Source organism: Allobosea sp. GW822-FHT05A11 (assembly GCF_058800455.1).
In genome coordinates, this window is sequence record NZ_JBXAMI010000007.1 from 171,207 (window position 1) to 197,351 (window position 26,145).

A 26,145-nucleotide genomic window follows, 5' to 3' on the forward strand; every position below is an offset into this window, starting at 1 on the left:
TGGTTAACGGCGGAATTGCGGCGGCACAGCCGGCTTAACCATAGCCATGCAGGCTCGCGCCATGGCGCTTCAGCCAGGCCTCCGCCGCCTCGGTACCGGGGCAGAGCTTGTGGGTCAGCGCCCAGAAGCGATGCGAGTGGTTCATCTCCTTGAGATGCGCGACCTCATGGGCCGCGAGATAGTCGAGCACCGAGGCCGGTGCCAGGATCAATCGCCAGGAGAAGCTGAGATGGCCTTGCGAAGAGCAGGAGCCCCAGCGGCTCGTGGTGTCGCGGATGGTGATCTTGCGGGCGGGGATGCCGAGCGTCGCGGTGTGGCGGCGCACCGCCTTCTCGAGGTCCTCGAGCGCGTGTTTCCTCAGGAAATCCTTGACCCGGCGCGCGACATGGGCGGCGTCCCCGGCGACCGCGATGACGAGCGCGCCGTCAGCATCCCGGGTCGCCTGCGTCAGCCCGCGCGCCTTCGACCAGTGGACGATGCGATGCGGCACGCCGCGGAAGGGAATGCTCTGGCCGGGCTCGAACGGCACTGGGCGCGGGCGCTTGGCCATGCGCGCGGCGATCCAGCCGCCATGGTTCTCGGCAAAGGTCCGGCCCGCCGCGAAATCGGCCCGCTCGGGCAAAGTCAGGGTGATCTCGCCGGTCGCCTGCGAGACGCGCAACGTCATCCGCCGCGCAGCGGCGCGGCGCTTGACCAGAACGGCATAGCGCGTGCCGGCATGCACGACCTCGATCCGGTCGGGGTCCGGCTGGCGCCTGAACAGGGAGATGCGCATTATCTGCGATTGTGCGGGATTCGGAGCGGTTACGGAAGAGCGGCAGCAGCGGCTTGCACCGGGGAAGGCCACGCGCGAAGCTTCCCGACATGGCAACCCATGCGCCCCCGCCGATCGCACCCGTCGAGATCATTCATTCCGTCGACATGATTCCCGCCGATGACCAGGGCAATCACGGGGAGAGCTACAACTATCTCGACTATCTCTTCGTGGGAGACGGCCTGACGGCGCGGGCAAGGAGCTATCTCGACACGATCGAGACGGTGGTCCTGCACGGCCCGGCGCGCGCGCCGAACGGGGCCGAGCGCGTTGTCGGCACGGCCTTCGAAGAGGGCGTGCTCGCTTATCTGAAGCTGCGCTATCGCCGGATCGAGCGGCTAAACCCCGCCATCCGGACGGGGCGACCCTATGATGTCGTCTGGCAGGACGGCGACGGGGCAGCTTGAGCCGCCCGACGCCGTTGCAGGTTTCAGCCGACGACCTTGAGCGCCTTGCGCTGTTCCTTGGCGCTGTCGTCGCGACGATCCTTGGCCGCTTCCATGTCGAGGCTGACCATGAAGTCGGAGATGCGCGGCTGGATCTCGGACCGGAAGCGCGAGCCGTTGAAGACGCCGTAATGGCCGACCTTCGGCTGGAGATAATGGACGCGCTTGTCGGCGGGAATGTTGACGCAGAGGTCGTGCGCCGCCTTGGTCTGGCCGACGCCCGAGATGTCGTCGTTCTCACCCTCGACCGTCATCAGCGCGACGCGGCGGATGGCGGTGAGGTCGACCGGCTTGTCACGGTGCATCATCTCGCCCTTCGGCAGGGCATGCTGGACGAAGACGGTATCGACGGTCTGCAGATAGAACTCGGCAGTCAGGTCCATCACCGCGAGATACTCGTCGTAGAAGTCGCGATGCTTCTCGGCGGAATCGCCGTCGCCGCTGACGAGATGCTTGAACATGTCGTAATGGGCGGTGACGTGGCGGTCGATATTCATCGCCATGAAGCCCGAGAGCTGCATGAAGCCGGGATAGACCTGCCGGAATGCGCCGAGGCTCGGGAACGGCACGACGGTGATGCAGTTGCGGCGGAACCAGTCCGTGCCGCGCTCCATCGCGAGCTGGTTGACGGCAGTCGGCGAGCGGCGGGTGTCGATCGGGCCGCCCATCAGCGTCATCGAACGGGGCGCGCAGGGGTCCGATTCGGCCTCCATGCGGGCGACCGCAGCAATGACCGGCACCGAAGGCTGGCAGATCGCCATGACATGGGTGTCCGGCCCCAGCATCTGCAGCATGCCGATGACGTAATCGATGTAATCGTCGAGGTCGAAGCGCCCCTCGGAAAGCGGCACGAGGCGGGCATCGACCCAATCGGTGATGTAGACCTCGTGGCCCGGCAGGAAGGCCTCGACCGTGCCACGCAGCAGCGTGGCGTAATGGCCCGACATCGGCGCGACCAGCAACACTTTCGGCTGCGGCTTGCGGCGGCTGCTTGGGATCTTGCGGTCGAAATAGACCAGCTTGCAGAAGGGGCGCTCCCAGACGACCCGCTCCTCGACGGCGACCTTGACGCCGTTCATCGTGGTCTCGTCGAGGCCGAAGGCCGGCTTGCCGTAGCGGCGCGTCATACGCTCGAACAATTCGCAGGACGCGGCGACCGTCCGGCCGAAGGGCGTGTAGGTGAGCGGATTGGCCGGGTTCTTGAAGGCCAGATGCATCGCATCCGAAACCCCGCGCACCGGGCTCACCATCATGTGAACCGCTTCGTAGGCATGGTAGGCAAACGACATGGCGGCCCCGTACATACGATGAATGTCCTTCCGGCGGCGCAACATGCAATGATGCGACGCAGCATCGCACCTTACGTTGATTTTGTTCTCATTCAACCCGGCTAAAGGCTAAGATTTTCCTGCGATGTGGATGAAGCCGGGAAAAAGCCCACGGCAGGCGCCGCGCAGGAGACCAGCAGACCTTGAGCTTCCCGGACTTCTCCGCCCCGGCCCTGGCGCGCTCCAGCCGCCATCTGCGCCTCGATACGCTGGTCAGGCTGCGCTGGCTCGCCATCGCCGGGCAGAGCCTCGCCGTCACCGGCGTGCATTTCGGCCTCGGCTTTCCCTTGCCCTTCGGCTGGTGCTTCAGCGTCATCGCGGTTTCGGCCTGGCTCAATATCGCGCTGCGCATCCGCTTTCCGCTGAGCCATCGCCTCAATGACAGGGCCGCGACCGCCCTGCTCGGCTTCGACATTGCCCAGCTTGCGGCGCTGCTCTTCATGACCGGCGGCCTGCAGAACCCGTTCGCGATCCTGTTCCTGGCGCCGGTGATGATCTCGGCGACGGCCTTGCCGCCGCAACGCACGCTCGTCCTGGGGCTGCTGGCGATGGGGCTCGCGACCCTGCTCAGCCGCTATCACCTGCCATTGCCCTGGGCCGGGAACGACCGGCCGGTGCTGCCCGCCTTTTACCAGCTCGGCAACTGGGCTGCGCTCGTGCTCGGCCTCGGCTTCACCGGCATCTATGCCTGGCGCGTCGCCAAGGAGGCGCGCGACCTCTCCGACGCACTCGCCGCGACCGAACTCGTGCTGGCACGTGAGCAGCACCTGTCACAGCTCGACGGGCTCGCCGCCGCCGCGGCGCATGAGCTCGGCACGCCGCTCGGCACGATCGCGCTCGTCGCCCGCGAATTGACGCGCCTCGCCCCTCCCGAGGGCGAGATGGCCGAGGATATCGCCTTGCTGCGCGAACAGGTCGAGCGCTGCCGCGGCATCCTGGGCAAGCTCTCCAGCCTGCAGGACGAGGATGCCGGCCCGCTCGGCCAGCTCACCCTGCGCCTGCTCATCGAGGAGACCGCCGGGCCGCAGCGGCCCTTCGGCGTGCCCTTTGAGATCACTATGACCGGCGACAAGCCTGAGCCGGTCTGCCGGCGTAATCCCGGCATGATCTACGGCCTCGGCAATATCGTCGACAACGCCGTCGATTTCGCGCGCTCGACCGTGGCGATCACAGCGGAATGGAACCAGAGTCAGGTCGTGCTGGTGATCGCCGATGACGGCCCCGGTTTCCCACCGGATGTGCTGATGCGGGCCGGCGACCCTTATCTCTCGCGCGGAGCGGGCGAAGGCCGGGCCGGCGGGGGCCTCGGTCTCGGTCTCTTCATCGCCAAGACGCTGCTGGAGCGAGGTGGTGCCACGCTGGAATTCTCGAACCGGCCGGCTCCTGCGAGCGGTGCTTCGATCCGAATTACCTGGTCCCGCGACGATTTCGAGGCCGACCTGCCCAGCGATGGGGGTACCCAGGCGGGCGCATCGGCCTTAAATGAAGCTGACTGAGCCGGCCTCCTGGGGGAGAACCGGAAAACCGAAACCCTAATGCGCGCCGCCGCAGCGCGCCGAGAAGCGGCAAGGAGAAGACGATGCAGGATGCAGCGAGCGAAACCGACAGGGCCGGGCCGGCCGACGACATGTCCCTTCTGCTGGTCGACGACGACAGGCCGTTCCTAACCCGCCTCGCCCGCGCCATGGAAGGCCGCGGCTATGCGGTCCGCATCGCCGACAGCGTCGCGGCGGGCATGGCTGCCGTGGAAGAAGCGGCACCGGCCTTCGCGGTGATCGACCTGCGCCTCGGCGACGGCAACGGCCTCGACGTGATCGCCCGCCTGAAGGAGCGCCGGCCCGATGCGCGCGGCGTGGTCCTGACCGGCTACGGCAACATCGCGACCGCCGTCAGCGCCGTGAAACTCGGCGCCTTCGACTTCCTTGCCAAGCCGGCCGATGCCGACGAGATCCATGCAGCGCTCGCAGCCCAACGCGATGCCCGCCCGCAACCGCCGGAAAACCCGATGTCGGCCGATCGGGTGCGCTGGGAGCATATCCAGCGCGTCTACGAACTCTGCAGCCGCAATGTCTCGGAGACGGCACGCCGCCTCGGCATGCATCGACGCACCCTGCAGCGCATTCTAGCCAAACGCGCGCCGCGCTGATCCCGCAACAACGCAAAAGCCCGCCGGACAAACCGTCCGGCGGGCTTTTGCTTGATCGTTCGCTTGTGGGGCTCAGGTCGCGCAGGCGGGTACGATGCGGGTCGCGCGGCGCTCGAGCGACACCGCGAACACGGCGAGACCCAGCGCCAGCAGCGGCACGACGGCGGCGACCGGCGCGATCGCGCCATAGCCCAGTCCCTGCGTGATCACCGCGCCACCAAGCCAGGCGCCGAAGGCGTTGCCGAGATTGAAGGCGGCGATGTTGAGGCTGGACGCCAGCCCCTGCCCGGCGCCGCCCGCCTGCTGCAACACCCACATCTGGAGCGGAGCAACCGTCGCGAAGGCGGCAGCGCCGAGCGCGAAGGCGGCGATGACCGCGCCGATCTGGCTGTGGAACGCGAAGCCCGAGGCGAACATCGCGACGGTCAAGAGCGCGATCGAGCCGATCAGCGCCGGGGCAAGCCTGCGATCGGCCCAGCGCCCGCCGAGCAGATTGCCGACGACGAGCCCGCCGCCGAAGACCAGCAGGATCGGCGACACGGCGGCCTCGCTGAAGCCGGCGAGCTGGACGAGGATCGGCTGGATAAAGGTGAAGACCGCGAAGATGCCGCCGAAGCCGAGCACGGTCATGACGAGGCCGAGCTGAACCTGCGGCCGCGCCAGCACCTTGAACTCCTCGGCAAGCGAGCCGGGGACGACGCGCTCGCGATCCGCCGGGACGAACACGGCGAGGACGACCAGGGCGACGAGACCGATCGCGGTCACGGCCCAGAAGGTCGAGCGCCAGCCGAAAGCGAGGCCGAGCCAGGAGCCAAAGGGGACGCCGAGCAGGGTCGCCAGCGTCAGGCCAGTGAACATGAGCGCGATGGCCGAGGCCTTGCGCTCCGGGGCGACGAGGCTGGTCGCGACGAGCGAGCCGACGCCGAAGAAAGTGCCGTGCGCCAGCGCGGTCACGATCCGCGCCGCCATCAGCCAGCCGAAGCTCGGGCTCAGCGCCGCGGCGAGATTGCCGAGGGTGAAGATCGCCATGAGCACGAGCAGCGTCGTCTTGCGCGGAAGCGTGCGGGTCGCGATCGTCAGCACCGGCGCGCCGACAAAGACGCCGAGCGCATAGCCGGTCATCAGCAGGCCGGCGAGCGGGACGCTGATGCCGAGATCGGCGGAGACCTGCAGGAGCAGGCCCATGATGACGAATTCGGTGACGCCGATGCCGAAGGCACCGACGGTGAGGGCATAAAGGGCAATGGGCATCGAATGCCTCCGGGAGCTTGTTCGGGCTCGGAGATAGCGCGGCGAGGGCTTGTGAATTAGACTGCATGAAAGATCAGCAATTGTGAGTTGAATTCACGATGCCACGCAGCGAGGTCAACCGGTCCGGCGAGATGGAGGTCTTCGCCCGCGTCGTCGAGCTCGGCGGCTTCTCGCCGGCGGCGCGCGCGCTTCGGATGACGCCATCGGCAGTGAGCAAGCTGGTCGCGCGGCTGGAGGCGCGGCTCGGCGTTCGCCTGATCGTCCGCTCGACCCGCAAATTCATGCTGACCGAGGAAGGCACGACCTTTCATGAGCGGACGCTACGGGTGCTCGCCGATCTCGAAGAGGCCGAACGGGCGGTCGCGGCCTGCCAGATCCCGCGCGGACGTTTGCGCGTGAATGCGAATGTCGCCTTCGGCTGGCACTATCTGCTCCCGGTCGCGCCGCGCTTCATGGCGGTGCATCCCGGCATCCAGCTGGACATCTCGATCACCGACGCGGTGATCGATCTCGTCGACGAGCGCGCCGATATCGCGATCCGGGTCGGCCCGCTCAAATCCTCTCAGCTCGTCGCGCGCAAGCTCGGCGAGAGCGTCTCGGCGATCGTTGCCTCACCCGATTACCTTGCTGCACATGGCGCGCCGGATCATCCCGAACAACTTGCCGGCTGCGACCTCATCACCTTCAACTTCGCCCGGCATCGCGATACCTGGCCTTTCGTCATCGATGGCCAGCGTGTCTTCCTGCCGGCCCATGGCCGCGTCACGGTCGGCGACGGCGAAAGCGCGCGGCGCCTGGCACTGGCGGGACAGGGCCTGACCCGGCTCTCGCTCTTCCATATCGCCGACGACATCGCCGCCGGCCGGCTCGTCCCGGTGCTCGAGCCCTTCAATCCCGGCGATGTCGAGGACATCCATGCCGTCTATGTCGGCCATGGTGGCAAGTTGCCGGCGCGGGTACGTGCCTTCATCGATTTCCTGGTCGCGGAGATCGACCTGCGCCGGTTCGCTACGATGCCGGGGGCGGCGATGACCGAAACCTGGAAAGCGTCGGCTGTATCAGGCTGAACCCTCGGGGTCCTCGATCAAGGCCAGCCGGCTGGAGGCCAGCCGCGCCAGCGCGATGGTCAGCATCTTCCGCCGCGCCGCGCTCAAGGGATGGCGCGGCGGCTCGCGCAGCAATTCGCCGCCATAGGCGTCGGCGACGATCAGGCCGACATCGTCAGGCAGGATCTCGCGCGGGAATTCCGGCGCGACGGCGAAGAGGAAGCCGTCGCAATAGTCGCGGTAATCCGGCCATTTGCCGTCGACGCGGTAATCGGCGATGCCCGACTTGACCTCGACGACCCAGAGCTCACCCGAGGGCGAGAGCGCGACGATATCCCCGCGCCGGCCATTGGCGAAGGTCATCTCCTTGACGATGGCATAGCCGCGCTCCCGCAGGTGCCGGCCAGCGCCGCGGCAGACCATGCGCGTGATACCGGGCCGCGCCGGCGGCGGGTTCAGGACGGAATCCGGAAGGGACATGCGCACATGTTCCCTCTTTGTTTCTAGAAATGCAAGCTTCGACCAGCAGCCTAAGGCAGGTTCTCACGGAGGATGATCTCGATGCTGGGCGGCGCCGTTCCCTCCGAGGCCGGGCGGCCGGCACGCAGATTGGCGAAGATCGCGATGCAGCTCATCAGCGCGGCATGGGGATGCTGGGTGATGACCGCATCCATCGTGCCGTCGAGCAGGAGCGCGCGCGTCTCGGGTGTCAGGCCATGGCCGACGAAGACGACATCCTGCTGCCGGCCCGCCTCCTTCAGGGCGCGCGCGATCCCCTCCGGTCCACCGCCGATATTGTAGATGCCGGCGAGGTCCGGGTGCTGGGCCAACAGCGCCTTGGCCTGGCGATAGTTACGGCCGTCGTCGTCGAGCCCCTCGCGCAGGCCGACGACCTCGATCTGTGGAAACAGCTCCTCGAAGAGATGCAGGAAGCCCATCTCGCGCTCCTCATGGGCGCGATAGCTCAGGCTGCCGGCGATCACCGCGACCTTGGCCGGGCGCCGGCCGATGAAACGGGCGGCGAGATAGCCGGCGGTGCGCCCGGCCGAGCGGTTGTCCAGCCCGACATAGGCGGCGCGGCGGGCATTCGCGATATCGGAAATCAAGGTCACGGCCGGTACGCCGCGCTCGGCCAGGCTGTTGACCGCCTCGCGCACCGCCGGATGTTCCAGCGCCATGAAGGCGATGCCGTCGACATCGCGCCCGACCTGGCGGAGCTGCTGGGCCAGCAATTCCGGCTTGAAGCTCTCGATGAACTCGACCCGGGCGCGCATGTTGAAGGAGGCGAGCTGCTCCTGCGCCTCGGCGATATGGCGCCCGAGCATGGCGAGGAAGCGGTTGCTGCCGGCCGGCAGAAGGAAGGCCAGCCGCATTGGCGTGAAGGCCTGCGCCGGGAGGGCCGGATCGAGCACATAGCCCAGTTCGCTCGCGGCCTTCAGCACGCGCTGGACGGTGGCCGCGCGCACGCCGGGGCGCTGGTTCAGCACCCGGTCGACGGTTGCGGTCGAGGCGCCGGACAGCGCCGCGACATCGGCGATGCGGGCCATCCGACGGCGCTGCAGGCTTTCGCCACTACCGTTTTTCTCTGCCGTGCCCGTCATAGAACCACATCAAAAACCATCAGAATTTGAGTTTGACCACCATCATTCCAGCTTCCTAATCTGAGGGCAAGAAGACCGCAATCAATCAAATCGCATCAGCGATACCGGGAGGACCATCATGACGAACTTCACGCGCCGCACGGTGCTGCGTACGCTCGCCGCCGCCCCCGCAGCCTCGCTCATCGCCATGCCGCATATCGCGCGGGCGGTCGAGATCGAGCTGAAGTACGGCAACAACCTGCCGCTCAGCCATCCGCTCAACATCCGCGCCCAGGAAGCGGCCGAGCGTGTTTCCAAGGAGACGAACGGCCGGGTCGAGATCAAAATCTTCCCGAACAACCAGCTTGGGGGCGATACCGACATGCTGAGCCAGGTCCGCAACGGCGGCATCACCTTCTTCACGCCGTCGGCGCTGGTCATCGCGACCCTGGTGCCGGTCGCGGCGATCAATGCCGTCGGCTTCGCCTTCGCCGATTACGACCAGGTCTGGAAGGCGATGGACGGCAAGCTCGGCGCCCATGTCCGCGAGGCCATCTCGAAAGTGAACCTCTATGCCTTCGAGAAGATGTGGGACAACGGCTTCCGCCAGATGACCACCTCGGGCAAGGCGATCGAGACCGCCAAGGAGATGTCCGGCCTCAAGATCCGCGTGCCGGTGAGCCCGCTCTCGATCTCGATGTTCAAGGCGCTCGATGCCGCGCCGGCTAGCCTGCAGTTCTCGGAGGTCTACACGGCGCTCCAGACCAAGGTGGTCGACGCGCAGGAGAACCCGCTGCCGATCATCCAGGTCGCCAAGCTCTTCGAGGTGCAGAAGAGCTGCGCGATCTCGAACCATATCTGGGACGGGTTCTGGTTCATCGCCAACGGGCGTGCCTGGCGCGGCCTGCCGGCCGATATCCAGAAGATCGTCGCCGGCGCGATCAACGATGCCGGTGTCGCCCAGCGCGGCGACATCAAGAAACTCAACGAGACCGTGCAGGCGGATCTGCAGTCGAAGGGCCTTGCCTTCAACAAGACGGACCCGGATTCCTTCCGCGCCAAGCTGCGTGAGGCCGGCTTCTACAAGGAGTGGCAGGAGCGCTTCGGCAAGGACGCCTGGAGCCTGCTCGAAGACGCCGTCGGCAAGCTGGCCTGAGACGTGCGGGCGGGCCTATAAGGCCCCAAAGCACAAGACAGGAAACGCTCCGATGGATGCCCATAGCGCGCCCCTTCCCGCTGCCGCCATGCCCGCAAACGGGCTCGGCCGCTTCGCCGGCCATCTCGACCGTGGCCTCGGCGGCCTGGTCGAGACGGTGGCGGCCGTGCTCGTGGTCGTCGAGATCATCATTCTCGGCGCCGGCGTCATGGCGCGCTATGTCTTCCATGCCCCGCTGGTCTGGTCGGACGAGCTCGCCTCGATCCTGTTCCTCTGGCTCTCGATGCTCGGCGCGGTCGTCGCGCTCCGGCGCGGCGAGCATATGCGCATGACCGGGCTGGTCTCCCGCGTCTCACCACAGACGCGGGCGCTGCTGGAGGCGGTCGCTATCACCGCCTCGATCGCCTTCCTGCTGCTGATCATGCCGCATGCGGTCGAATATGCCGAGGAAGAGAACTTCATCGTCACACCCGCGCTGGAGATCAGCAACGCCTGGCGCGCGGCGGCGATCCCGATCGGCGTCGGTTTGATGCTGATCGCGGCCGGCTGCCGGCTGCTGCGCTTCGCCTCGCTGAAGCCCGCGCTGATCGCGATCGGAATCACCGCTCTGTTCGTGCTGCTGTTCTGGCTCGCCGGCCCTTCGCTCAAGCCGCTCGGCAAGCTCAACCTGATCGTCTTCTTCGTCGGCGTCGTCGCGCTCAACGTCTTCTCCGGCGTGCCGATCGCCTTCTCCTTCGCGCTCGCCACCTTCGGCTACCTCGCCTGCACCACCTCGACGCCGATGCTGGTCATGGTCGGCCGGCTCGACGAGGGCATGAGCCATCTCATCCTGCTCGCCGTGCCGCTCTTCATCTTCCTGGGCGCGCTGATCGAGATGACCGGCATGGCGCGCGCCATGATCCAGTTCCTGGCGAGCCTGCTCGGCCATGTCCGCGGCGGCCTGTCCTATGTGCTGGTCGGCGCGATGTATCTGGTTTCCGGCATTTCCGGCTCGAAGATCGCCGATATGGCGGCGATCGCACCGGTGCTCTTCCCGGAAATGCAGAAGCGCGGTGCCAAGCCCGGCGATCTCGTCGCGCTGCTCTCGGCGACCGGCGCACAGACCGAGACGATCCCGCCCTCGATCGTGCTGATCACCATCGGCTCTGTCACCGGCGTCTCGATCGCGGCTTTGTTCACCGGCGGCATGCTGCCGGCCGTGGTGCTGGGCGCGGCGCTTTGCTTCGTGGTCTGGTGGCGCTGCCGGGGCGAAGACCTCAGCAACGTCAAGCGCTATCCCAAGCGCGAAATCGCCAAGCTCGCTTTGATCGCAGCGCCCGCCATCGCCCTGCCCTTCGTCATCCGCGCCGCGGTGGTGGAAGGTGTCGCGACCGCGACCGAGGTCTCCACCATCGGCATCGCTTACGCGATCCTCGCCGGCATCCTGCTCTACCGCCAGTTCGACTGGCGCCGCCTGCCCAAGATGCTGATCGAGACGGCCTCGCTGACCGGTGCGATCATCTTCATCATCGGCTGCGCCACCGCCATGGCCTGGGGGCTGACGCAATCGGGCTTCTCGCGCGACCTCGCCCAGGCGATGGCGGCGGTGCCGGGCGGAAGCTGGGGCTTCCTCGGCATCTCGATCGTCGCCTTCACCATCCTTGGCAGCGTGCTCGAGGGCATCCCGGCGATCGTGCTGTTCGGGCCGCTGGTGTTCCCGATCGCCAAGCAGGTCGGGATACACGAGGTCCACTATTCGATGGTCGTGATCTTCGCGATGGGCATCGGGCTCTTCGCCCCGCCCTTCGGCGTCGGCTATTACGGCGCCTGCGCGATCAGCAAGATCAATCCCGACGAAGGCCTGAAATACATCTGGGGCTACATCCTCGCCCTGATCCTCGGCCTCCTCGTCGTCGCTGCCGTGCCGTGGATCTCCATCGGCTTCCTCCGATCCTGATAATCAGAAAGCAACGCCCATGAGCCGCTTCTTTGGCCAGATCCGTCAGGCTGGCTACGTCGTCCCGGATATCGAGGCGGCGATGGACTACTGGAGCCGCGTGCTGGGCGTCGGACCATTCTTCTACAATCCGAAGGTCCCGATCAGGAACTACCGCTACAAGGGCGAGACCTACGAGCCGCACAACTCCGTGGCGCTGGCCAATTCCGGCCCGCTCCAGATCGAGCTGATCCAGTGCCGCAACGCCGTGCCGTCGATGTACAAGGACTTCACCGATGCGGGGCTGACCGGCCTGCAGCATGTCGCCTACTGGACCTCGGACTACGATGCCGACCTGGAGCGGCTCGTCGCGGAAGGCTTCAAGCCGGTGATGTCGGGCGAGGTCGGCGAGCGCGGCCGTTTCGTCTATTTCGACACGCATTACCATCCTGGCACGGTGATCGAACTCTCCGAGGTCGCCGGCCCCAAGGGCGAGATGTTCCGCCTGATCCGCGAGGCGTCCGAGACCTGGGACGGCAAGGATCCGGTCAGGCCCTTCCCGGACCTGAGCAAGCTCGCTGCTGCGGCAGCCTGATATCCCTTCGCATACCGACCCCATGACCAGCGAACGCTTCGAAGCGACCTATCTCATCGAAACCCCGCTCGACCCGGCCAAGGTCGCGGAGGTGATGGCGGGTGAGCAATCCTGCGGCACCTTCGCCCGCGTCGCCGGCGAGACCGACGAGTTGCGCAAGCGGGCGCGGGCCGTCGTAACGCGGATCGAGGAGCTGGAGCCCGCCACGGAGCCCAGCCTGCCTAATGCGTGGCTTGCGCGGAAGGGCGTCGGCGGGCCATGGCGGCGCGCGCGCATCACGATCTCCTTCCCGGTCGATAATGTCGGCGCCAATCTCGCGACGCTGGCCGCCGTCGTCGCCGGCAATCTCTACGATCTCGGCGAGGTCACGGGCCTCAGGCTGGAAAGCATCGCCCTGCCCTGGTCATACCGCCAGCGCTTCCCTCTGCCGACGCAAGGCATCGCCGGCACGCGGCGCCTGACCGGGGCGGCGAAAGGACCGCTTGTCGGCTCGATCATCAAGCCGAATGTGGGTCTCAGCGCCGCACAGACGGCCGAACTCGTCGCGAGCCTCTGCGAGGCCGGGCTCGACTTCATCAAGGATGACGAGATCTCGGCCGATCCGGTGCATGCGCCGCTGGCCGAGCGCATCCCGGCGGTGATGGCGGCGGTTCGCCGGCATCAGGACCGGACCGGCAAGCACGTCATGGTCGCCTTCAACATCACCGACGAGACCGACGCGATGCGCCGCCATGCCGATCTCGTCCAGCGCGAGGGCGGCTCCTGCGTGATGGCGAGCCTGAACTGGTGCGGCTTCTCCGCGATCGAAACCTTGCGCCGCTCGACCGATCTCGCCTTGCACGGCCATCGCAACGGCTATGGCGCCTTCTCGCGCCACCCGCTGCTCGGCATCGGCTTCCAGGCCTATCAGGTGCTGTGGCGGCTGGCCGGTGTCGACCACATGCATGTCCATGGCCTGCAGGGGAAATTCGCGCAGGAGGACGAGGAGGTCGTGACCTCCGCCGGGGATTGCGTCACGCCGCTGACCGATGGCGCCGACGACCGGGTGATGCCGGCCTTCTCCTCCGGGCAATGGGCCGGTACGGCGCAGGCGACCTGGGACGCGATCGGCCATGACGACCTGCTGTTCATGGCCGGCGGCGGCATTCTGGCCCATCCCGGTGGGCCGAAGGCGGGTGTCGCCAGCATCCGGCAGGCCTGGGCTGCCGTCGCCGAAGGCACGCCAATCGTGGAGGCCGCCCGCGTGCATCCCGAATTGCAGCAGGCGCTCGATACCTTCGGCGGCAAGGCGGGCTAGCGCGCCGTGACGACGAAGCGCATCCCTCTCTACGGCTGGTACGGCGACGATTTTACCGGCTCGACCGATACGCTGGCGACGCTGGCCGAGCGAAGCTTTCGCGCTTTGCTCTTCCTGCGCCAACCGAGTGAAGCCCAGTTGGCGGCAGCCGGCCCGCTCGATGCGATCGGCATCGCCGGGGCGAGCCGAGCCATGGCGCCGGAAGCTATTGCGCAGGAACTGACGGAAATCGGGCGCTTCTTTGCCGAGCAGGGCGTCGAGCTGATGCATTATAAGTGCTGCTCGACCTTCGACAGCGCACCTCGTATCGGCAGCATCGGCGCGGCGGTCGCGGCGCTGAAGCCGTTCTTCCAAAACCCGCTCGTGCCGATCCTCGGCGGCCAGCCCAATCTTGGGCGCTTCTGCCTGTTCGGGAACCTGTTCGCGGCCGGCGGCGACGGCACAGTCCACCGCATCGACCGCCACCCGACGATGAGCCGGCACCCGGTGACGCCGATGGCGGAAGCAGATCTACGCCGGCATCTTGCCGCGCAGGGGCTCGAAGGTATCGGACTCGTCGATTATCGCGCCTATGGCGAGGGCTCGGCAGCACCGGCGACGCCGCCAGACAGAAGCCCGGCCGTCCTGTTCGATGTCGCAACCGAGGCCGATCTCACGGCGATCGGTGGATGGCTCGCGACGTCACTGAGGAATGGGCCGATGCTCACGGTGGGCGCTAGCTCGGTTGCCCGTGCCTTCGCTGCCGGGCAAGGCAAAGCGGCCGCTGTCGCACCAACTCCCGATACGAAGAGGTGCGAGACCGGACCCGTCCTGGCTCTCGTCGGCAGCCTCTCGCCGGTGACGCGCGCGCAAGTCGAAGCGGCGCAGGGCTACGCAATGCTGTCGGTGGATGCCGGTCGGTTATTGGCAAACGAGGGCTATGCGTCGGAATTGCGCTCGGCTGCCCTGTCTCGTCTGGCTCAAGGCGATGTGATGCTGGTGACGGAACAGCCGGAAGGCGCTCCGACCGTGGCAGGTGCGGTTGCCGAAGCTACGGGACGCCTGCTTTCCGCGATCATCGCCGAGGCCCGTCTCGGCCGGCTCATCGTCGCGGGCGGCGATACCTCGACCATGGCGATCCGCTCTTTGCCACTCTGGGGCCTGTCCTATCGTGGCCCTTGCGTGCCCGGCGCGCCGCTCTGCCGCGCCCATTCCGACGATGCGCGTCTCGACGGGCTCGATATCGTGCTGAAGGGCGGGCAGATGGGTCCGCCCGGCTTCTTCAATAACGAGGCACGTGCCTAACCCGGCAGGCAACCATCCGTGCCGGCGCCGCAGACCAGCGCACAGACCTTCTCGCCACCGGACAATGCGACCCGGCCCGACTGGAGCGCCGCCAGCGCCGCGGCGCCCGACAAGTCGGCGGCGATGCCGAATTCGAACCAGAGCGATTTCGCCGCCGTCTCCATCTCGGCATCGGTGATCAGAACGATCTCGTCGACATTCCGGGCCGTCGCCTCATAGATCGCCTGATCGGTCTGGCGGCAGGACATGGTGGCGACGCGCGTCTCCAGCTTGTCGAGCGCGACGAGGCGCCCGGCGGCGAGGCAGGCGTGGAGCGTCGGCGAGCCCACCGGCTCGATGCCGATGATCCGGGTCTGCGGGCGCAAGGCCTTCACCGCCGTCGAGAGGCCGGTGATCAATCCACCGCCGCCGATGGCGACGAGGATCACGTCGACATCGGGCATGTCATCGAGGATATCGAGGCCGAGCGTGCCTTGCCCGGCCACGACGACCGGATCACTGAAGGGATGGGCATAGGTCGCGCCGGTTTCGCGGGAACGGGCCAGCGCGGCGGCATTGGCATCGTCCCAGATCGCGCCGACGATATGGACGTCCGCGCCCCAGTCGCGCAGCTTGGCGATCTTGTCCGGAGCGGCATTGGACGGCAGGAAGATCGTCGCGTTCACGCCGAGCACATGGGCCGAGCGGGCGATGGCGAGGCCGTGATTGCCGCCCGACGCCGTGACGACGCCGCGCGCCAGCTCGTCCTTCGACAGAGTCAGGAGCCGGTTCATCGCGCCGCGCGCCTTGAAGGAGCCGGCCGCCTGCAGCAATTCGAGCTTGAGCGTGACGTCGCCGCCGAAATCGCCGCCGCGCGTCTTCGCGTAGGGAAGCGTCGGGGTTTTACGGATGTAGGGCGCGATGCGCTCACGGGCAGCGCGAATATCGTCGAGCACGATCATCACAGGGTTCCGCGATAGGGTGCCGCGACGATCAGGCAGCAATTGCCCGGCTTCACGCGGCCCGGCTGCCGGCGGCCGTAGAGGATGCCGTCAGCGGCGTAATGCAGCGTCTCGGGTTGGCGCGTCGGGTCCCAGGTGCAGTGGATACGTCCGGCCGGCTCGCCGGCGCTGACCTTGGTGCCATTGGCATGGAAGGGCTCGAAGATGCCGTCCGCCGTCGCATAGACGTAAGCGGAAATGCCGGGCAGCTCGAGGATCTGCCCCTCGCTGCGCCTGGGCTCGGGTTTTTCGCGGACGACAACGCCGAGATGATCGAGCACATTGGCGACACCGCGCCGGCAGACCGCAAGCGCGTCCAGCGAGACCGTGCCGGCCCCGGCCATCTCGGTGCCCACCGTGACGAGGCCGGCGCGGCAGGCGGCAGCGGTCGCTGTGCGCGGCTCGCCGAGATTGCTGATCACCACGGTCATCGGCGCGTCGAAGGCCTGCACGGCCGCGACATTGCGCTTGTGCAAGGCCGGATCATCGGTCGGCTCGACGATGGCGCTCGGAATGATGTCGAGCGAGGAGCCGCCCGAGTGCAGGTCGAGGAAGGCGTCCCCGACCGGCAGGATATGGTCGCTGACGAAGGCCGAGATCTGCTGGGTGATGGTGCCGCGCGGATCGCCCGGAAAGGTGCGGTTGAAGTTCAGCCCGTCGACCGGCGAGGTGCGCTGGCCGGCCATGACGGCATGGACATTGTTCGCCGGCATCAGGATGAGGCGACCCTGGACGCGGCCGGGATCGAGATCGCGGATCAGGTCGCAGATCGTGATCGGCCCCTCGTATTCGTCGCCATGGTTGCCGCCTTCCAGGATCACGGTCGGGCCGGTGCCGTTCTTGATCACCGCGATCGGCACGCGGGTCGCACCCCAGGCGTCGTCATGCGGGGAATGCGGGATCATCAGGAAGCCGGTCTGCTTGCCCTCGCGGTCGAGATCGACGGTGAGGAAGGCGCTGGATGGGCGCGGGGTCGGCTTGGGGCGCGCGGCGCTGGCTGTGCTCATGGGATCACGCAGGGTGCAGGACAGGGATCGGCGCCGGAGATGGGCCGTCGGGAAACACGGAAAAGCCGGGCGCGGCGGCGCGCCCGGCGGGAACGCTACGACGTCACAGCGTCGGCAGCGGGTCCATCGGCATGTCCAGGTATTTGCGGTGCAGCCGATCGAGCTCGCCGTTCATAGAATTGAAGAAGATGAAGCCGTCGAGCCAGCGCACGAGATTATGCTGGTCCATCTGCACGCCCATATGAGCCGGGCTGCGGCGGATGACGAACTTGCGCTCGAATTCCTTGTTGGGGTTCTGCTTGGCGAGCGCCTGCGCCACGATCGAGTTGGTGGCGAGGAGATCGGCCTGGCCGGTGATGTAGGCGGCGGCGGCCGTCGCGTCGTCCTCGGTGCGCATCAGGCTGGCCTTCGGCGCCGCGGCCGAGATGGCGAGTTCCTGCGTCGTGCCCTTGGCGGCGGCGACGCGGGCGGAGCCGATCGTCTCCGGGCTCGAAACCGTCGAACTCTTGGCGCCGTAGACCGCGAGGAAGGTGTTGGCATAGGGCGCCGTGAACTGGATCTGCTTGGCGCGCTCCGGGGTCAGGCCCATCACCGAGATGACGATGTCGACCTTGTCTGTCATCAGGAAGGGGATGCGGTTGGCGCCGGTGATCTGCTGCATCTCCAGCTTCACGCCGAGGCCCTTGGCGACCATCTCGGCCATCTCGATGTCGAAACCGATGGCCTTGCGGTTGGCATCCTGCGAGCCGAAGGGCGGCGCATCGAGCGGCACGCCGATGCGGACGACGCCCTTGGACAGGATGTCCTGGAGCTTGTCGGCCTTGGCCTCGGCGGCGCCGAAGGCGGCGATGGCCAGGGCGGCTAAACCTGCGAACAGTGAACGCATCGTCTTCTCTCCCCTCGTTGATGTTGTTGGCGTTCCGCCTCAGTGCAGCACTGCGCTGAGGAAGGTCTGGAGTTCCGGCGTCTTCGGCTCGGCCAGCACGGCGGCCGCCGGCCCCTGCTCGTGGATGCGCCCTTCATGCATGAAGACGACGCGCGAGCCGAAGCGGCGGGCGAAGCCCATCTCGTGGGTCACGAGGATCATGGTCATGCCCTCGTTCGCGACGGATTCGAGGACCTTCAGCACCTCGCCGGTGAGTTCGGGATCGAGTGCCGAGGTGACCTCGTCGAACAGCATCAGCTTCGGCCGCATGGCGAGCGAACGGGCGATGGCGACGCGCTGCTGCTGGCCGCCCGAGAGCTGCGAGGGGTAGGCGTCGAGCTTGTCCTCGAGGCCGACGCGGGCAAGCACCTCGCGCGCGACCTCGCGGGCGGCCTGCGGCGCCTGCTTCTTCACGACGCGCGGGGCGAGCGTGATGTTGTCGCAGACCGAGAGATGCGGAAACAGGTTGAAGCTCTGGAAGACGATGCCGACCTCCTGCCGCAATTTGCGCAGGTTGGTCGCGGGATCGTTGACCTGCGTGCCGTCGACGCGGATCAAGCCGGCCTGGATCGGCTCCAGCCCGTTGATGCAACGGAGCATCGTGCTCTTGCCTGAGCCGGAGCGGCCGATCACGGCGATGATCTCGCCCTTGGCGACATCGAGCGTGACGTCCTTCAGCACCTGGACCGAGCCGTAGCTCTTGTTGATCCCATGGATTTCAACGAGCGACATCGAGCTTCCGCTCGATCGAGCGGCTCCATTGCGAGAGGGGGAAGCACATCGCGAAATAGATCGCGGCGACGGTGATGTAGACGGCGAAAGGCTTGTAGGTGCCGGCCGCCGTGAGCTGACCCTCGCGCGTCAGCTCGACGAAGCCGATCACCGCCGCGAGCGAGGTGTTCTTGATGAGCTGGACGAGGAAGCCGACCGTCGGCGGGATCGCGACCCGGATCGATTGCGGCACAATGACATGGCGCAATTGCTCCCAGAGCGAGAGGCCAAGCGAGGCGCCGGCCTCCCATTGCGTCTTCGCGATGGAGACGAGCGCACCGCGCCAGATCTCGCCGAGGAAGGCGCTGCCATAGACCGAGAAGGCGGTTGCAGCGGCGAGCCACGGATTGACGGAGATGCCGGTGAGCGGCAGGCCGAAGAAGATCACAAACAGCCAGACCAGGAGCGGCGTGCCTTGGACGATGTGGATATAGGCGGCGGCGAGCCAGCGCAGCGGCGCGAAGGGCAGGATGCGGGCGATCGCGATGACGATGCCGATCAGCGAGGCGCCGATGAAGGCGGTCGCGGTCAGCGCTAGCGTCCAGCGCGCCGCCGCGATCAGGTACATCACATCGATGAGGCCGAATTCGCGGATCATCGCCTGACGAACGCCCAGTAATAGAGGCCAGCGAACAGGCCACGGAAGGCGAAGGCGAGCCCGAGATAGAGCACGCCGATGACGGTGTAGACCTCGAAATCGCGGAAGGTGCGCGACTGCACGATCGAGGCCGCGTGGAACAGGTCCTCGACCGAGATCTGCGAGACGACGCTGGTCGCCAGCATCAGCAGCACGAACTGGCTGGCGAGCGCCGGGAACATCGCCTTCAGCGCCGGGAACATCACGACATAGCGGAAGACCTGCAGGCCGGAGAGGCCGAGCGAATGCCCGGCCTCGACCTGCGCCTTCGGCACGGCCTCCAGCCCGGCGCGGACGATCTCGGTGGTGTAGGCGCCGAGATTGATGACCAGCGCGATGATCGCGGCGGTGAGGCCATCGAGCCTGACGCCGAAGCTCGGCAGGCCGAAGAAGATCAGGAAGAGCTGCACCAGCAGCGGGGTGTTGCGGATGACCTCGACATAGGTGCCGACGATGCGGCGCAGCCAGGCCGGGCCGTAGACGCGGGCGGCGGCGCAGGCGATGCCGATGACGAGGCCACCGACCATCGCCAGCGCAGAGAGCAGCAGCGTGATCCAGACGCCGTCGAGGATCGATTCCCAGGCGGCGAAGACATCGCGGAACTGCAGGCCGTATTTCATGCCCGGCCGCCTCGCGACAGCGGCGCGACGCCCCCAGAACCTGCGATATGATCCGACGATCGTACCATCCGCCTCCCCTTTGACGGCGAGGCTAAGTTCGTTTCTTATTTGATGTCAAGCTTCATATATGAAACAGAGAGACATGAGCGACCTGCCGGATACCGAGAACGGAGACAAAAGCAGCTACGCGGCGCCGGCGCTGGAAAAGGGGCTCGACATCCTCGAACTCCTCGCCGAGGTCGGGGAACCGCTCTCGACGCGCGAGATCGCCGAGCGCCTCGCCCGCTCGAAGAGCGAGATCTTCCGCATGGTCTTCGTGCTGCAGCAGCGCGGCTATCTCGCCCGCGAGGCGGGAACCGACCGGCTCGAACTGTCGCGCCGGCTGTTCGATCTGGGCATCCGCACACCGGCCGGGCGCCAACTCACCTCGATCGTGCTGCCGGTGATGGAGCGCTTCAGCGAGGCGAGCGGGCAGGTCGCGCATCTCGTCGTGCTGAGCCGGGCCCAGACCGTGGTGCTGGCGACCACCTCGGGACATCTCGATGCCAGCGTCATCGTCAGGCCAGGCTATGGCCGCCCGGCGCTCGATGCGAATTCCGGGCTGCTGATCCTCGCCTTCCAGAGCAAAAGCCGCCGCGACGCGTTGATGCGGGAAGCATCGGAGGCCGACAAGCGGCGCCTCGAAGCTGCCGAGACCGAGCGTATATTCGCGGATATCCGCGCCCTCGGGCACCGCGTCGCCGCCAGCCGCGACATCATGGCGGTGACCGACATCGCCTGCCCGGTCATCGGCCCCGGCGGCCATGCCGAGGCGGCGATCCTGGTGCCCTGCCTGCAGCGCCACGGCATCGCGACCGACGAGGAGGCGATCCTGAAAGCGCTCAAGGCGAGTTGTGCCGAGGCCGGCTCGCAGCTGTCGCTTTAGCGGAGGCGCCAGCTGAAGCGTCAGGGGCGCCCTGAACCTTCCGACGATGGCCCTTCCCAATCCTGGGCCGCTCCGGCGAGATGCGCGACGAGAAGCTGTACAGCGCCGGGCCGGTCGCCCTTGTCGAGCGCGGCGAGAATGGCGAGGTGGTCCCGGCAGGATTGCAGGATCTGTTCCGGCTCCAGCTCCCAGAAATCGGCGAACTGATGCATGCGCCGCAGCGCGTTCTGGCGCCTCACAGCCTGCAAGAAGAAGCGATTGCGCGACCATGAGGCCAGGGTCTCATGGAAGGTCGAGTTGACCTCGAACCAGAGCTGCGGCGTGACCTCGCCCACGGGGCGGCGCATCAGCGCCTCATGCGCCATGCGGAGTCGGGCGAGCTCGGCAGCATCGACGCGGTAGCCGGGCTGGCTCAGCGCCGCCGTCTCGATGGCGATGCGGAAGGCATAGGATTCGAGAATGGCCTCCGGCGTATCGAGGCTCTCGGTGAAGCGCCAGCCATGGCCGCGCTGGCGCTGGACCAGCCCTTCCGAGGACAGCCGCATCAGGGCCTTGCGCAGATCGCCCTTGGCTGCGCCGAAATGCGCCAGCATCGCGTTCTCGGTGACCTCGGTCGGGAGCTCGCCCCGCGCCCGCCCGGTCAGGATCCTCTGGTAGAGTTCGCCGCCGCCGGCCGGTGCCGGCATATGCGCGGCGATCGCCACGTCGTCGACCGGCCGCAGCAGGCTAAAGCCCTGGCTCTGCTCGCGCGCCAGCAGCCCCATCTCGACCAGCGTCAGGAGCGCACTCCGCACCGGCGTACGCGAGACGCCGAACCGCGCCGCCAGAGGCTTCACGCCGACAGGCGCGCCCGCCGGCCAGCCCTCGTCGCGGGCCAATCGCAGGATGTCGCCGATGATCTCGCCGTGCAGGCTGTTGGCCATTCCCTGGTTTCGCCTCTTCCGGAGCGATTTGACAATCCGCGAAATGATGAGCCACTGTGCATCTTGGTCAATCAAAAAACACGATAGTGTCTCATGATCGAACCGTTTCCCTTCGTCTCCGTGTCAGGCTCGCCCTATGAGCGCGGCCGCAGCTATGGCGCGGCGGTGCCCGATCGTATCGTCGGCAGCGCCCGGTTCTATGCCGGCCAACTGGACGGGCTCGGCTCCAGCACGACGCTGCGCCGCAAGCTGATCGACGAGGCAAGGCAGGGAATCGCAGCTTTCGACGAGGCCTATCTGGAGGAGATGCGCGGCATCGCCGACGGCTCCGGCGTACCGCTCGATGCGATCATCATGATCAACGCCCGCACCGAGATCGTCGCCAAGGCAAGGCTTCTCGCCAACCGTGCCGACGAGGAGGAAGAGGAAGACGAGGCCGATAATGACGGCTGCACCGGTGCGATCATCCTGCCCGAGCGCAGCGCCACCGGCGGCATCATCCAAGGCCAGAACTGGGACTGGCAGCCGGAATGCGCGAAGACCGCGATCGTGCTCAGGGTGCAGCGAAAGAACGGGCCGGACCTGCTGACCTTCGTCGAGGCCGGCGGGCTGGGCCGGCACGGCATGAACGAGGCCGGCATCTGCGTCACCGGCAATTACCTGCGCAGCGACCGCGACTATTGCCAGGAAGGCGTGCCGCTGGCGCTGGTCCGCCGCAAGGCGCTGGAGCAGGAGCATCTGGCGCTGGCGATCAAGGTGGTCGCGACCACGCCGAAGGCCTGCTCGACCAATATGATGCTCAGCCAGGACAAGGGCTTCGGCATCGATCTGGAATGCGCGCCGGACGAGGCCTTCCCGATCCTGCCCGAGGACGGGCTGATCGTGCATGCCAATCACTGGGCCAGCCCGACGGCGCTGGCGAAGCTGCGCGAGACCGGCATCGCCAGCGCGCCCGACAGCCCCTATCGCGACTGGCGCGTCCGCAACCTCCTGAACGAGCCGCGCCGGCCGCTCGGCCGCGAGGACCTGAAGGCCGCGCTATTCGACGATTTCCTCTCGCCCTTCTCGGTCTGCCGCCCGCCGCGCCCCGGCCAGCGCGGCGATATCACCGCCAGCGTGGCGATGATCCTGCTGGAGCCCGCCAAGGGTGTGATGGAGGTGGCGCCGCTGCCAGCGCTCAACCGGCACTTCACCTGCTACGGCCTGACCGGCGAGCCCTTTGCCACCGAGCAGGCCGCCTGACCGAAATCGATCGCGCCGCTTGTCGCGACACCTTGAGGGAGCCGATGCCATGAGACGCCCACTCGCCCTTGCCATCCTGCTCGCCGCCTGCGCGAGCCCGGCCGCAGCGCAATCGATCACCGTCGCGGTGGCCGCCGACATCCGCAGCAACAATCCCGGCGTGAACCGCGACGACAGCACCGACGATTTCGCGCTGCAGCTCGTCGAGGGGCTCGTCGGCTACAACGAGGGCGGCAATGCCACGCCTCTGCTGGCGCAGAAGGTCGATCTCTCGGCCGACGGCAAGACCTATACCTTCACGCTGCGCGAGGGCGTGAAATTCCACAATGGCGCGACGCTGACCTCGGCCGACGTGCTGTGGAGCTGGAACCGTTACATGGATCCGAAGACCCAGTGGCGCTGCACCTCGGAATTCGACGGGCGCAGTGGTCTCAAGGTCGAATCCGTCTCAGCGCCCGATGCCAGGACCTTCGTCATGACCATCGACAAGCCGAACGCGCTGTTCCTCGACACGATGGCCCGGACCGACTGCGCGATGACCGCGATCTTGCACAAGGATTCGGTCAAGGCCGACGGAAGCTGGGACAAGCCGATCGGCACCGGCCCCTACAAGTTCGGCGAGTGGAAGCGCGGCGAGTATTTCACCATGACCGCCTTCGACGGCTACCAGTCGCCGGGGCAAGGCAAGATCGACGGCTATGTCGGCTCGAAGCGCCCGCTGCTCAAGGAGGTCAAGTTCCTCGTCGTCAAGGATGCGGCGACCGTGAAGGCCGGCCTCATCTCCGGCGCGCTGCAGATGAGCGAGACGCTGCCGAGCGATGTCGAGGAACTCAAGAAGGTGCCGAGCCTCAAGGTCGCGGTCGCGCCCAATGCGGTCCGCCACATCTTCCTGATCCAGACCAAAGACGCCGTGATGGGCAACAAGAAGCTGCGCCAGGCGATCGCGGCGGCGCTGGACTATCCCGAGCTGGTCGCAGCCGCCTCCAACAACCTGGGCACGCCGAACAACTCGCCGATCTACTCGACCTCCGGCTATTTCGGCGAGGTCGAGAAGCAGGGTCATAAATACGACCCGGCCCGGGCCAAGCAGTTGCTGCAGGAGGCCGGCTACAAGGGCGAGAAGATCACCATCCTCGCCAACAAGCGCCCGACGGTCCCGAGCTTCCCGGCGGCGGTGGTCTGGCAGCAGATGCTGCAGGCGGTCGGGATCAATGCCGAGATCGAGGTCCTGGACTGGGCGACGCAGCTCGACCGGTTCAACAAGGGCAACTACCAGATGCAATCCTTCTCGTTCTCGGCCCGGTTCGACCCGGCGATCGCCTTCGAACAGTTCTCCGGACCGAAGGACAAGCAGCCGCGCAAGGTCTGGGACAATCCGGACGCCCAGGCGCTGATCGACAAGTCGATGCTGATCTCGGACAAGGCCCAGCGGCAGAAGATCTTCGACGAACTGCACCGCCGCGTCATCGACGAGGTGCCGCTGATCTTCCTCTATAACGGCCTCGATGCCGTCGCGATGAGCAAGGCCATCTCCGGCTTCCAGCCCTGGCAGTCCAAGCTGCGGATGTGGGAAGTGACGCTGGCACAGTGAGCCGCCGCCCGTCGACCAGCCCGGCGTCGAAGCCGCGAGCATCGAATGCGAATGCACCTCATTAGCAATAATGAGGTGCGCTGCATCAATGCTGCATCTGCAATCCCTCTGCTCGCGCTGCAGCTTGACATGGCCTTCGCGGCCAACCGAACATGACGGCCACATTGTCGGAAAGGTAGCTTATGCGTCTGTTTGCTGCGTCGCTCGCAACCGAGACCAATACGTTCTCTCCGATCCCGACATCCCGGGCCAATTTCGAGGCTTCCGCCTATTTCCCGGCGGGCCAGCATCCCGACCGGGCGACCCACACCACCGCCCCGCTCTATGTCGCGCGGCAGCGGGCCAAGCGCGACGGCTTCGAGCTGATCGAAGGGTCCTGCTTCTGGGCCGAGCCGTCGGGTACCTGCGCCAAGGCCGATTACGAGGAGATGCGGGACGAGATCCTCGTCCAGCTCAAGGCGGCGCTGCCGGTCGACGGCGTGCTGCTCGGCCTGCACGGCGCCATGGTCGCGCATGGCTACGATGACTGCGAGGGCGATATCATCGAGCATGTCCGCGCCATCGTCGGGCCGTCCGTGCCGATCGGCGTCGAGCTCGATCCGCATTGCCACCTGACCGAGAAGCGCGTGCGCCTCGCCGATGCGGTCATCCTCTACAAGGAATATCCGCATATCGATTTCGTCGAGCGGGCGGAGGAGCTGGTCGACATCATCCTCGGCACGATCCGCGGGCAGATCAAACCGGTGATGTCGCTCTATGATTGCCGGATGATCGAGCTGGTGCCGACGACGCGCGAGCCCGGCCGCTCCTTCGTCGACAGGATGAGCGCGCTCGAGGGCAAGGACGGCATCCTCTCGGTCTCGCTGGCGCATGGCTTCCAGCAGGGCGACGTGCCGGAGATCGGCACCCGCGTCCTCGTCATCACCGACAACGACAAGGCGAAGGGCGATGCGCTGGCGGCCAAGCTCGGCGAGGAATTCCGCTCGCTCAAGGGGCAGTTCGCCCCGCCGGTGACCCCGCTCGACGAGGCGCTCGACCGCGCACTCGGCGGCGCAGCGAACGGCCCGCGCGTCATCGCGGACTCCACCGACAATGCCGGCGGCGGCGCGGCCTCCGACAACACCAACATCATCCACCGCCTGCGCGAGCGCGGCATCTCTGACGCCGCAGTCGGCCCGGTCTGGGACCCGGTCGCGGTCGCGTTCTGCCTGACGGCCGGCGTCGGCGCGACCATTCCGCTGCGCTTCGGCGGCAAGGCGGCCGCAACCTCGGGCACGCCGGTCGATGGCGAGGTGACGGTATTGGGCGCCATCCGCGGGGGCACGCAGAGCTTCGGCACCGCCAAGGTGCCGATCGGCGATGCGGTCGGCATCCGCATCGACGGCATCGACGTCGCGCTGCTCTCGCACCGGACGCAGGCGCTGGGGCTGGAAATCTTCACCAGCGTCGGCATCGACCCGACGCAGAAGCGCATCGTCAGCGTCAAGTCGACCAACCATTTCCATGCGGCCTACGGCCCGATTGCCAGCGAGGTGATCTACACCGATGGCGGCGGCCCTTCGCATCTCGACGTGCGCAAATATCCCTATCGCAAGATCAACCGACCGCTCTGGCCGCATGATCCGCTCCCGCCGGGCCGGCTCGTCGTCTGACGCCTCGCGACCCG

25 protein-coding genes are annotated in these 26,145 nt (G+C 66.9%); 13 read left to right on the forward strand and 12 right to left on the reverse strand.

Annotation, left to right across the window (positions count from 1 at the left end; all coding sequences use genetic code 11):
- Positions 1–34: 34 nt before the first annotated feature.
- Positions 35–775 (reverse strand): M48 family metallopeptidase, encoded by a 741-nt coding sequence (locus AC1RLU_RS22815; protein WP_492798406.1) that lies wholly within the window; start codon positions 773–775, stop codon positions 35–37.
- Between the two features lie 89 nt (positions 776–864).
- Between AC1RLU_RS22815 and AC1RLU_RS22820 the strand changes: the two genes are divergently transcribed.
- The gene (locus AC1RLU_RS22820; RefSeq protein ID WP_492798407.1) at positions 865–1,221 is read left to right on the forward strand and encodes a hypothetical protein; all 357 of its coding nucleotides are present in this window, start codon (positions 865–867) and stop codon (positions 1,219–1,221) included.
- 23 nt (positions 1,222–1,244) lie between these two features.
- Here AC1RLU_RS22820 and AC1RLU_RS22825 read toward each other — a convergent pair whose 3' ends face one another.
- Entirely contained in the window at positions 1,245–2,549 is a 1,305-nt protein-coding gene (locus AC1RLU_RS22825) for a polyhydroxyalkanoate depolymerase (RefSeq protein WP_492798408.1), read from the reverse strand.
- Positions 2,550–2,731: 182 nt separating this feature from the next.
- On the opposite strand from AC1RLU_RS22825, the gene AC1RLU_RS22830 reads away from it, so the two are divergent.
- Positions 2,732–4,084, forward strand: a complete 1,353-nt coding sequence (locus tag AC1RLU_RS22830) for an ActS/PrrB/RegB family redox-sensitive histidine kinase (RefSeq protein WP_061968910.1) — start codon at positions 2,732–2,734, stop codon at positions 4,082–4,084.
- Positions 4,085–4,167: 83 nt separating this feature from the next.
- The gene (locus tag AC1RLU_RS22835; RefSeq protein ID WP_061968911.1) at positions 4,168–4,734 is read left to right on the forward strand and encodes an ActR/PrrA/RegA family redox response regulator transcription factor; all 567 of its coding nucleotides are present in this window, start codon (positions 4,168–4,170) and stop codon (positions 4,732–4,734) included.
- Positions 4,735–4,806: 72 nt separating this feature from the next.
- Here AC1RLU_RS22835 and AC1RLU_RS22840 read toward each other — a convergent pair whose 3' ends face one another.
- Positions 4,807–5,985: an MFS transporter gene (locus AC1RLU_RS22840; RefSeq protein ID WP_492798409.1), complete on the reverse strand. Its 1,179-nt coding sequence runs from the start codon at positions 5,983–5,985 to the stop codon at positions 4,807–4,809.
- A gap of 98 nt (positions 5,986–6,083) precedes the next feature.
- Here AC1RLU_RS22840 and AC1RLU_RS22845 point away from each other — a divergent pair, with 98 nt between their 5' ends.
- Positions 6,084–7,052, forward strand: a complete 969-nt coding sequence (locus AC1RLU_RS22845; RefSeq protein ID WP_492798411.1) for a LysR family transcriptional regulator — start codon at positions 6,084–6,086, stop codon at positions 7,050–7,052.
- On the opposite strand, the gene AC1RLU_RS22850 is transcribed toward AC1RLU_RS22845, so the two are convergent.
- Both AC1RLU_RS22850 and AC1RLU_RS22855 read right to left on the reverse strand, forming a co-directional pair.
- Positions 7,044–7,511, reverse strand: coding sequence for an MmcB family DNA repair protein (locus tag AC1RLU_RS22850; RefSeq protein WP_492798413.1), 468 nt, complete (start codon positions 7,509–7,511; stop codon positions 7,044–7,046). The two genes, AC1RLU_RS22845 and AC1RLU_RS22850, sit on opposite strands and share 9 nt — an antisense overlap.
- A gap of 50 nt (positions 7,512–7,561) precedes the next feature.
- Positions 7,562–8,632 carry a LacI family DNA-binding transcriptional regulator gene (locus AC1RLU_RS22855; RefSeq protein WP_061968918.1) on the reverse strand — a complete coding sequence of 357 codons (1,071 nt, stop codon included), beginning with the start codon at positions 8,630–8,632 and terminating at the stop codon, positions 7,562–7,564.
- Between the two features lie 118 nt (positions 8,633–8,750).
- On the opposite strand from AC1RLU_RS22855, the gene AC1RLU_RS22860 reads away from it, so the two are divergent.
- The 5 genes from AC1RLU_RS22860 to AC1RLU_RS22880 all read left to right on the forward strand — a co-directional run bounded on the left by AC1RLU_RS22860 (position 8,751) and on the right by AC1RLU_RS22880 (position 14,858).
- Entirely contained in the window at positions 8,751–9,767 is a 1,017-nt protein-coding gene (locus AC1RLU_RS22860) for a TRAP transporter substrate-binding protein (RefSeq protein WP_492798416.1), read from the forward strand.
- An 88-nt stretch (positions 9,768–9,855) separates the two neighbouring features.
- The gene (locus tag AC1RLU_RS22865; protein ID WP_492798596.1) at positions 9,856–11,703 is read left to right on the forward strand and encodes a TRAP transporter large permease; all 1,848 of its coding nucleotides are present in this window, start codon (positions 9,856–9,858) and stop codon (positions 11,701–11,703) included.
- Positions 11,704–11,722: 19 nt separating this feature from the next.
- Positions 11,723–12,277, forward strand: a complete 555-nt coding sequence (locus tag AC1RLU_RS22870; protein ID WP_091858592.1) for a VOC family protein — start codon at positions 11,723–11,725, stop codon at positions 12,275–12,277.
- Between the two features lie 22 nt (positions 12,278–12,299).
- Positions 12,300–13,574, forward strand: a complete 1,275-nt coding sequence (locus AC1RLU_RS22875) for a ribulose-bisphosphate carboxylase large subunit family protein (protein WP_492798417.1) — start codon at positions 12,300–12,302, stop codon at positions 13,572–13,574.
- A gap of 6 nt (positions 13,575–13,580) precedes the next feature.
- On the forward strand, positions 13,581–14,858 hold the full coding sequence (locus AC1RLU_RS22880) for a four-carbon acid sugar kinase family protein (protein ID WP_492798418.1): 1,278 nt from the start codon (positions 13,581–13,583) through the stop codon (positions 14,856–14,858).
- On the opposite strand, the gene AC1RLU_RS22885 is transcribed toward AC1RLU_RS22880, so the two are convergent.
- The 6 genes from AC1RLU_RS22885 to AC1RLU_RS22910 form a co-directional block, all read right to left on the reverse strand.
- Positions 14,855–15,799, reverse strand: a complete 945-nt coding sequence (locus tag AC1RLU_RS22885; RefSeq protein WP_492798420.1) for a threonine ammonia-lyase — start codon at positions 15,797–15,799, stop codon at positions 14,855–14,857. The two genes, AC1RLU_RS22880 and AC1RLU_RS22885, sit on opposite strands and share 4 nt — an antisense overlap.
- A complete protein-coding gene (locus AC1RLU_RS22890; RefSeq protein ID WP_492798422.1) occupies positions 15,799–16,845 on the reverse strand; it encodes a succinylglutamate desuccinylase/aspartoacylase family protein in 1,047 nt (348 codons plus the stop codon). The genes AC1RLU_RS22885 and AC1RLU_RS22890 overlap by 1 nt, the downstream gene beginning before the upstream one ends.
- A 103-nt stretch (positions 16,846–16,948) precedes the next feature.
- The gene (locus tag AC1RLU_RS22895) at positions 16,949–17,731 is read right to left on the reverse strand and encodes a transporter substrate-binding domain-containing protein (RefSeq protein WP_061968939.1); all 783 of its coding nucleotides are present in this window, start codon (positions 17,729–17,731) and stop codon (positions 16,949–16,951) included.
- A gap of 39 nt (positions 17,732–17,770) precedes the next feature.
- Positions 17,771–18,502: an amino acid ABC transporter ATP-binding protein gene (locus AC1RLU_RS22900; RefSeq protein WP_492798424.1), complete on the reverse strand. Its 732-nt coding sequence runs from the start codon at positions 18,500–18,502 to the stop codon at positions 17,771–17,773.
- Entirely contained in the window at positions 18,489–19,139 is a 651-nt protein-coding gene (locus tag AC1RLU_RS22905) for an amino acid ABC transporter permease (protein ID WP_210184308.1), read from the reverse strand. The genes AC1RLU_RS22900 and AC1RLU_RS22905 overlap by 14 nt, the downstream gene beginning before the upstream one ends.
- Positions 19,136–19,798, reverse strand: coding sequence for an amino acid ABC transporter permease (locus tag AC1RLU_RS22910; protein ID WP_113585172.1), 663 nt, complete (start codon positions 19,796–19,798; stop codon positions 19,136–19,138). Before AC1RLU_RS22910 ends, AC1RLU_RS22905 begins: the two co-directional genes overlap by 4 nt.
- Before the next feature lie 142 nt (positions 19,799–19,940).
- Between AC1RLU_RS22910 and AC1RLU_RS22915 the strand changes: the two genes are divergently transcribed.
- Positions 19,941–20,723 (forward strand): IclR family transcriptional regulator, encoded by a 783-nt coding sequence (locus AC1RLU_RS22915; protein ID WP_061968946.1) that lies wholly within the window; start codon positions 19,941–19,943, stop codon positions 20,721–20,723.
- 20 nt (positions 20,724–20,743) lie between these two features.
- Here the strand turns inward: AC1RLU_RS22915 and AC1RLU_RS22920 are convergent, their stop codons facing one another.
- A complete protein-coding gene (locus tag AC1RLU_RS22920; protein WP_492798426.1) occupies positions 20,744–21,646 on the reverse strand; it encodes a GntR family transcriptional regulator in 903 nt (300 codons plus the stop codon).
- Positions 21,647–21,739: 93 nt separating this feature from the next.
- Between AC1RLU_RS22920 and AC1RLU_RS22925 the strand changes: the two genes are divergently transcribed.
- The 3 genes from AC1RLU_RS22925 to AC1RLU_RS22935 all read left to right on the forward strand — a co-directional run bounded on the left by AC1RLU_RS22925 (position 21,740) and on the right by AC1RLU_RS22935 (position 26,131).
- On the forward strand, positions 21,740–22,888 hold the full coding sequence (locus AC1RLU_RS22925) for a C45 family autoproteolytic acyltransferase/hydrolase (protein ID WP_492798428.1): 1,149 nt from the start codon (positions 21,740–21,742) through the stop codon (positions 22,886–22,888).
- Positions 22,889–22,937: 49 nt separating this feature from the next.
- Positions 22,938–24,479: an ABC transporter substrate-binding protein gene (locus tag AC1RLU_RS22930; protein ID WP_492798430.1), complete on the forward strand. Its 1,542-nt coding sequence runs from the start codon at positions 22,938–22,940 to the stop codon at positions 24,477–24,479.
- A 182-nt stretch (positions 24,480–24,661) separates the two neighbouring features.
- On the forward strand, positions 24,662–26,131 hold the full coding sequence (locus tag AC1RLU_RS22935) for a M81 family metallopeptidase (RefSeq protein ID WP_492798432.1): 1,470 nt from the start codon (positions 24,662–24,664) through the stop codon (positions 26,129–26,131).
- The last annotated feature ends 14 nt before the right edge of the window (positions 26,132–26,145 follow it).

Bases quoted from the DNA above. Each gene is read 5' to 3' on its own strand.
- AC1RLU_RS22815 (WP_492798406.1), bottom strand. From the start codon at position 775: ATGCGCATCTCCCTGTTCAGGCGCCAGCCGGACCCCGACCGGATCGAG.
- AC1RLU_RS22820 (WP_492798407.1), top strand. From the start codon at position 865: ATGGCAACCCATGCGCCCCCGCCGATCGCACCCGTCGAGATCATTCAT.
- AC1RLU_RS22825 (WP_492798408.1), bottom strand. From the start codon at position 2,549: ATGTCGTTTGCCTACCATGCCTACGAAGCGGTTCACATGATGGTGAGC.
- AC1RLU_RS22835 (WP_061968911.1), top strand. From the start codon at position 4,168: ATGCAGGATGCAGCGAGCGAAACCGACAGGGCCGGGCCGGCCGACGAC.
- AC1RLU_RS22840 (WP_492798409.1), bottom strand. From the start codon at position 5,985: ATGCCCATTGCCCTTTATGCCCTCACCGTCGGTGCCTTCGGCATCGGC.
- AC1RLU_RS22845 (WP_492798411.1), top strand. From the start codon at position 6,084: ATGCCACGCAGCGAGGTCAACCGGTCCGGCGAGATGGAGGTCTTCGCC.
- AC1RLU_RS22850 (WP_492798413.1), bottom strand. From the start codon at position 7,511: ATGTCCCTTCCGGATTCCGTCCTGAACCCGCCGCCGGCGCGGCCCGGT.
- AC1RLU_RS22855 (WP_061968918.1), bottom strand. From the start codon at position 8,632: ATGACGGGCACGGCAGAGAAAAACGGTAGTGGCGAAAGCCTGCAGCGC.
- AC1RLU_RS22860 (WP_492798416.1), top strand. From the start codon at position 8,751: ATGACGAACTTCACGCGCCGCACGGTGCTGCGTACGCTCGCCGCCGCC.
- AC1RLU_RS22865 (WP_492798596.1), top strand. From the start codon at position 9,856: ATGCCCGCAAACGGGCTCGGCCGCTTCGCCGGCCATCTCGACCGTGGC.
- AC1RLU_RS22870 (WP_091858592.1), top strand. From the start codon at position 11,723: ATGAGCCGCTTCTTTGGCCAGATCCGTCAGGCTGGCTACGTCGTCCCG.
- AC1RLU_RS22875 (WP_492798417.1), top strand. From the start codon at position 12,300: ATGACCAGCGAACGCTTCGAAGCGACCTATCTCATCGAAACCCCGCTC.
- AC1RLU_RS22885 (WP_492798420.1), bottom strand. From the start codon at position 15,799: ATGATCGTGCTCGACGATATTCGCGCTGCCCGTGAGCGCATCGCGCCC.
- AC1RLU_RS22890 (WP_492798422.1), bottom strand. From the start codon at position 16,845: ATGAGCACAGCCAGCGCCGCGCGCCCCAAGCCGACCCCGCGCCCATCC.
- AC1RLU_RS22895 (WP_061968939.1), bottom strand. From the start codon at position 17,731: ATGCGTTCACTGTTCGCAGGTTTAGCCGCCCTGGCCATCGCCGCCTTC.
- AC1RLU_RS22900 (WP_492798424.1), bottom strand. From the start codon at position 18,502: ATGTCGCTCGTTGAAATCCATGGGATCAACAAGAGCTACGGCTCGGTC.
- AC1RLU_RS22905 (WP_210184308.1), bottom strand. From the start codon at position 19,139: ATGATCCGCGAATTCGGCCTCATCGATGTGATGTACCTGATCGCGGCG.
- AC1RLU_RS22910 (WP_113585172.1), bottom strand. From the start codon at position 19,798: ATGAAATACGGCCTGCAGTTCCGCGATGTCTTCGCCGCCTGGGAATCG.
- AC1RLU_RS22915 (WP_061968946.1), top strand. From the start codon at position 19,941: ATGAGCGACCTGCCGGATACCGAGAACGGAGACAAAAGCAGCTACGCG.
- AC1RLU_RS22920 (WP_492798426.1), bottom strand. From the start codon at position 21,646: ATGGCCAACAGCCTGCACGGCGAGATCATCGGCGACATCCTGCGATTG.
- AC1RLU_RS22925 (WP_492798428.1), top strand. From the start codon at position 21,740: ATGATCGAACCGTTTCCCTTCGTCTCCGTGTCAGGCTCGCCCTATGAG.
- AC1RLU_RS22930 (WP_492798430.1), top strand. From the start codon at position 22,938: ATGAGACGCCCACTCGCCCTTGCCATCCTGCTCGCCGCCTGCGCGAGC.
- AC1RLU_RS22935 (WP_492798432.1), top strand. From the start codon at position 24,662: ATGCGTCTGTTTGCTGCGTCGCTCGCAACCGAGACCAATACGTTCTCT.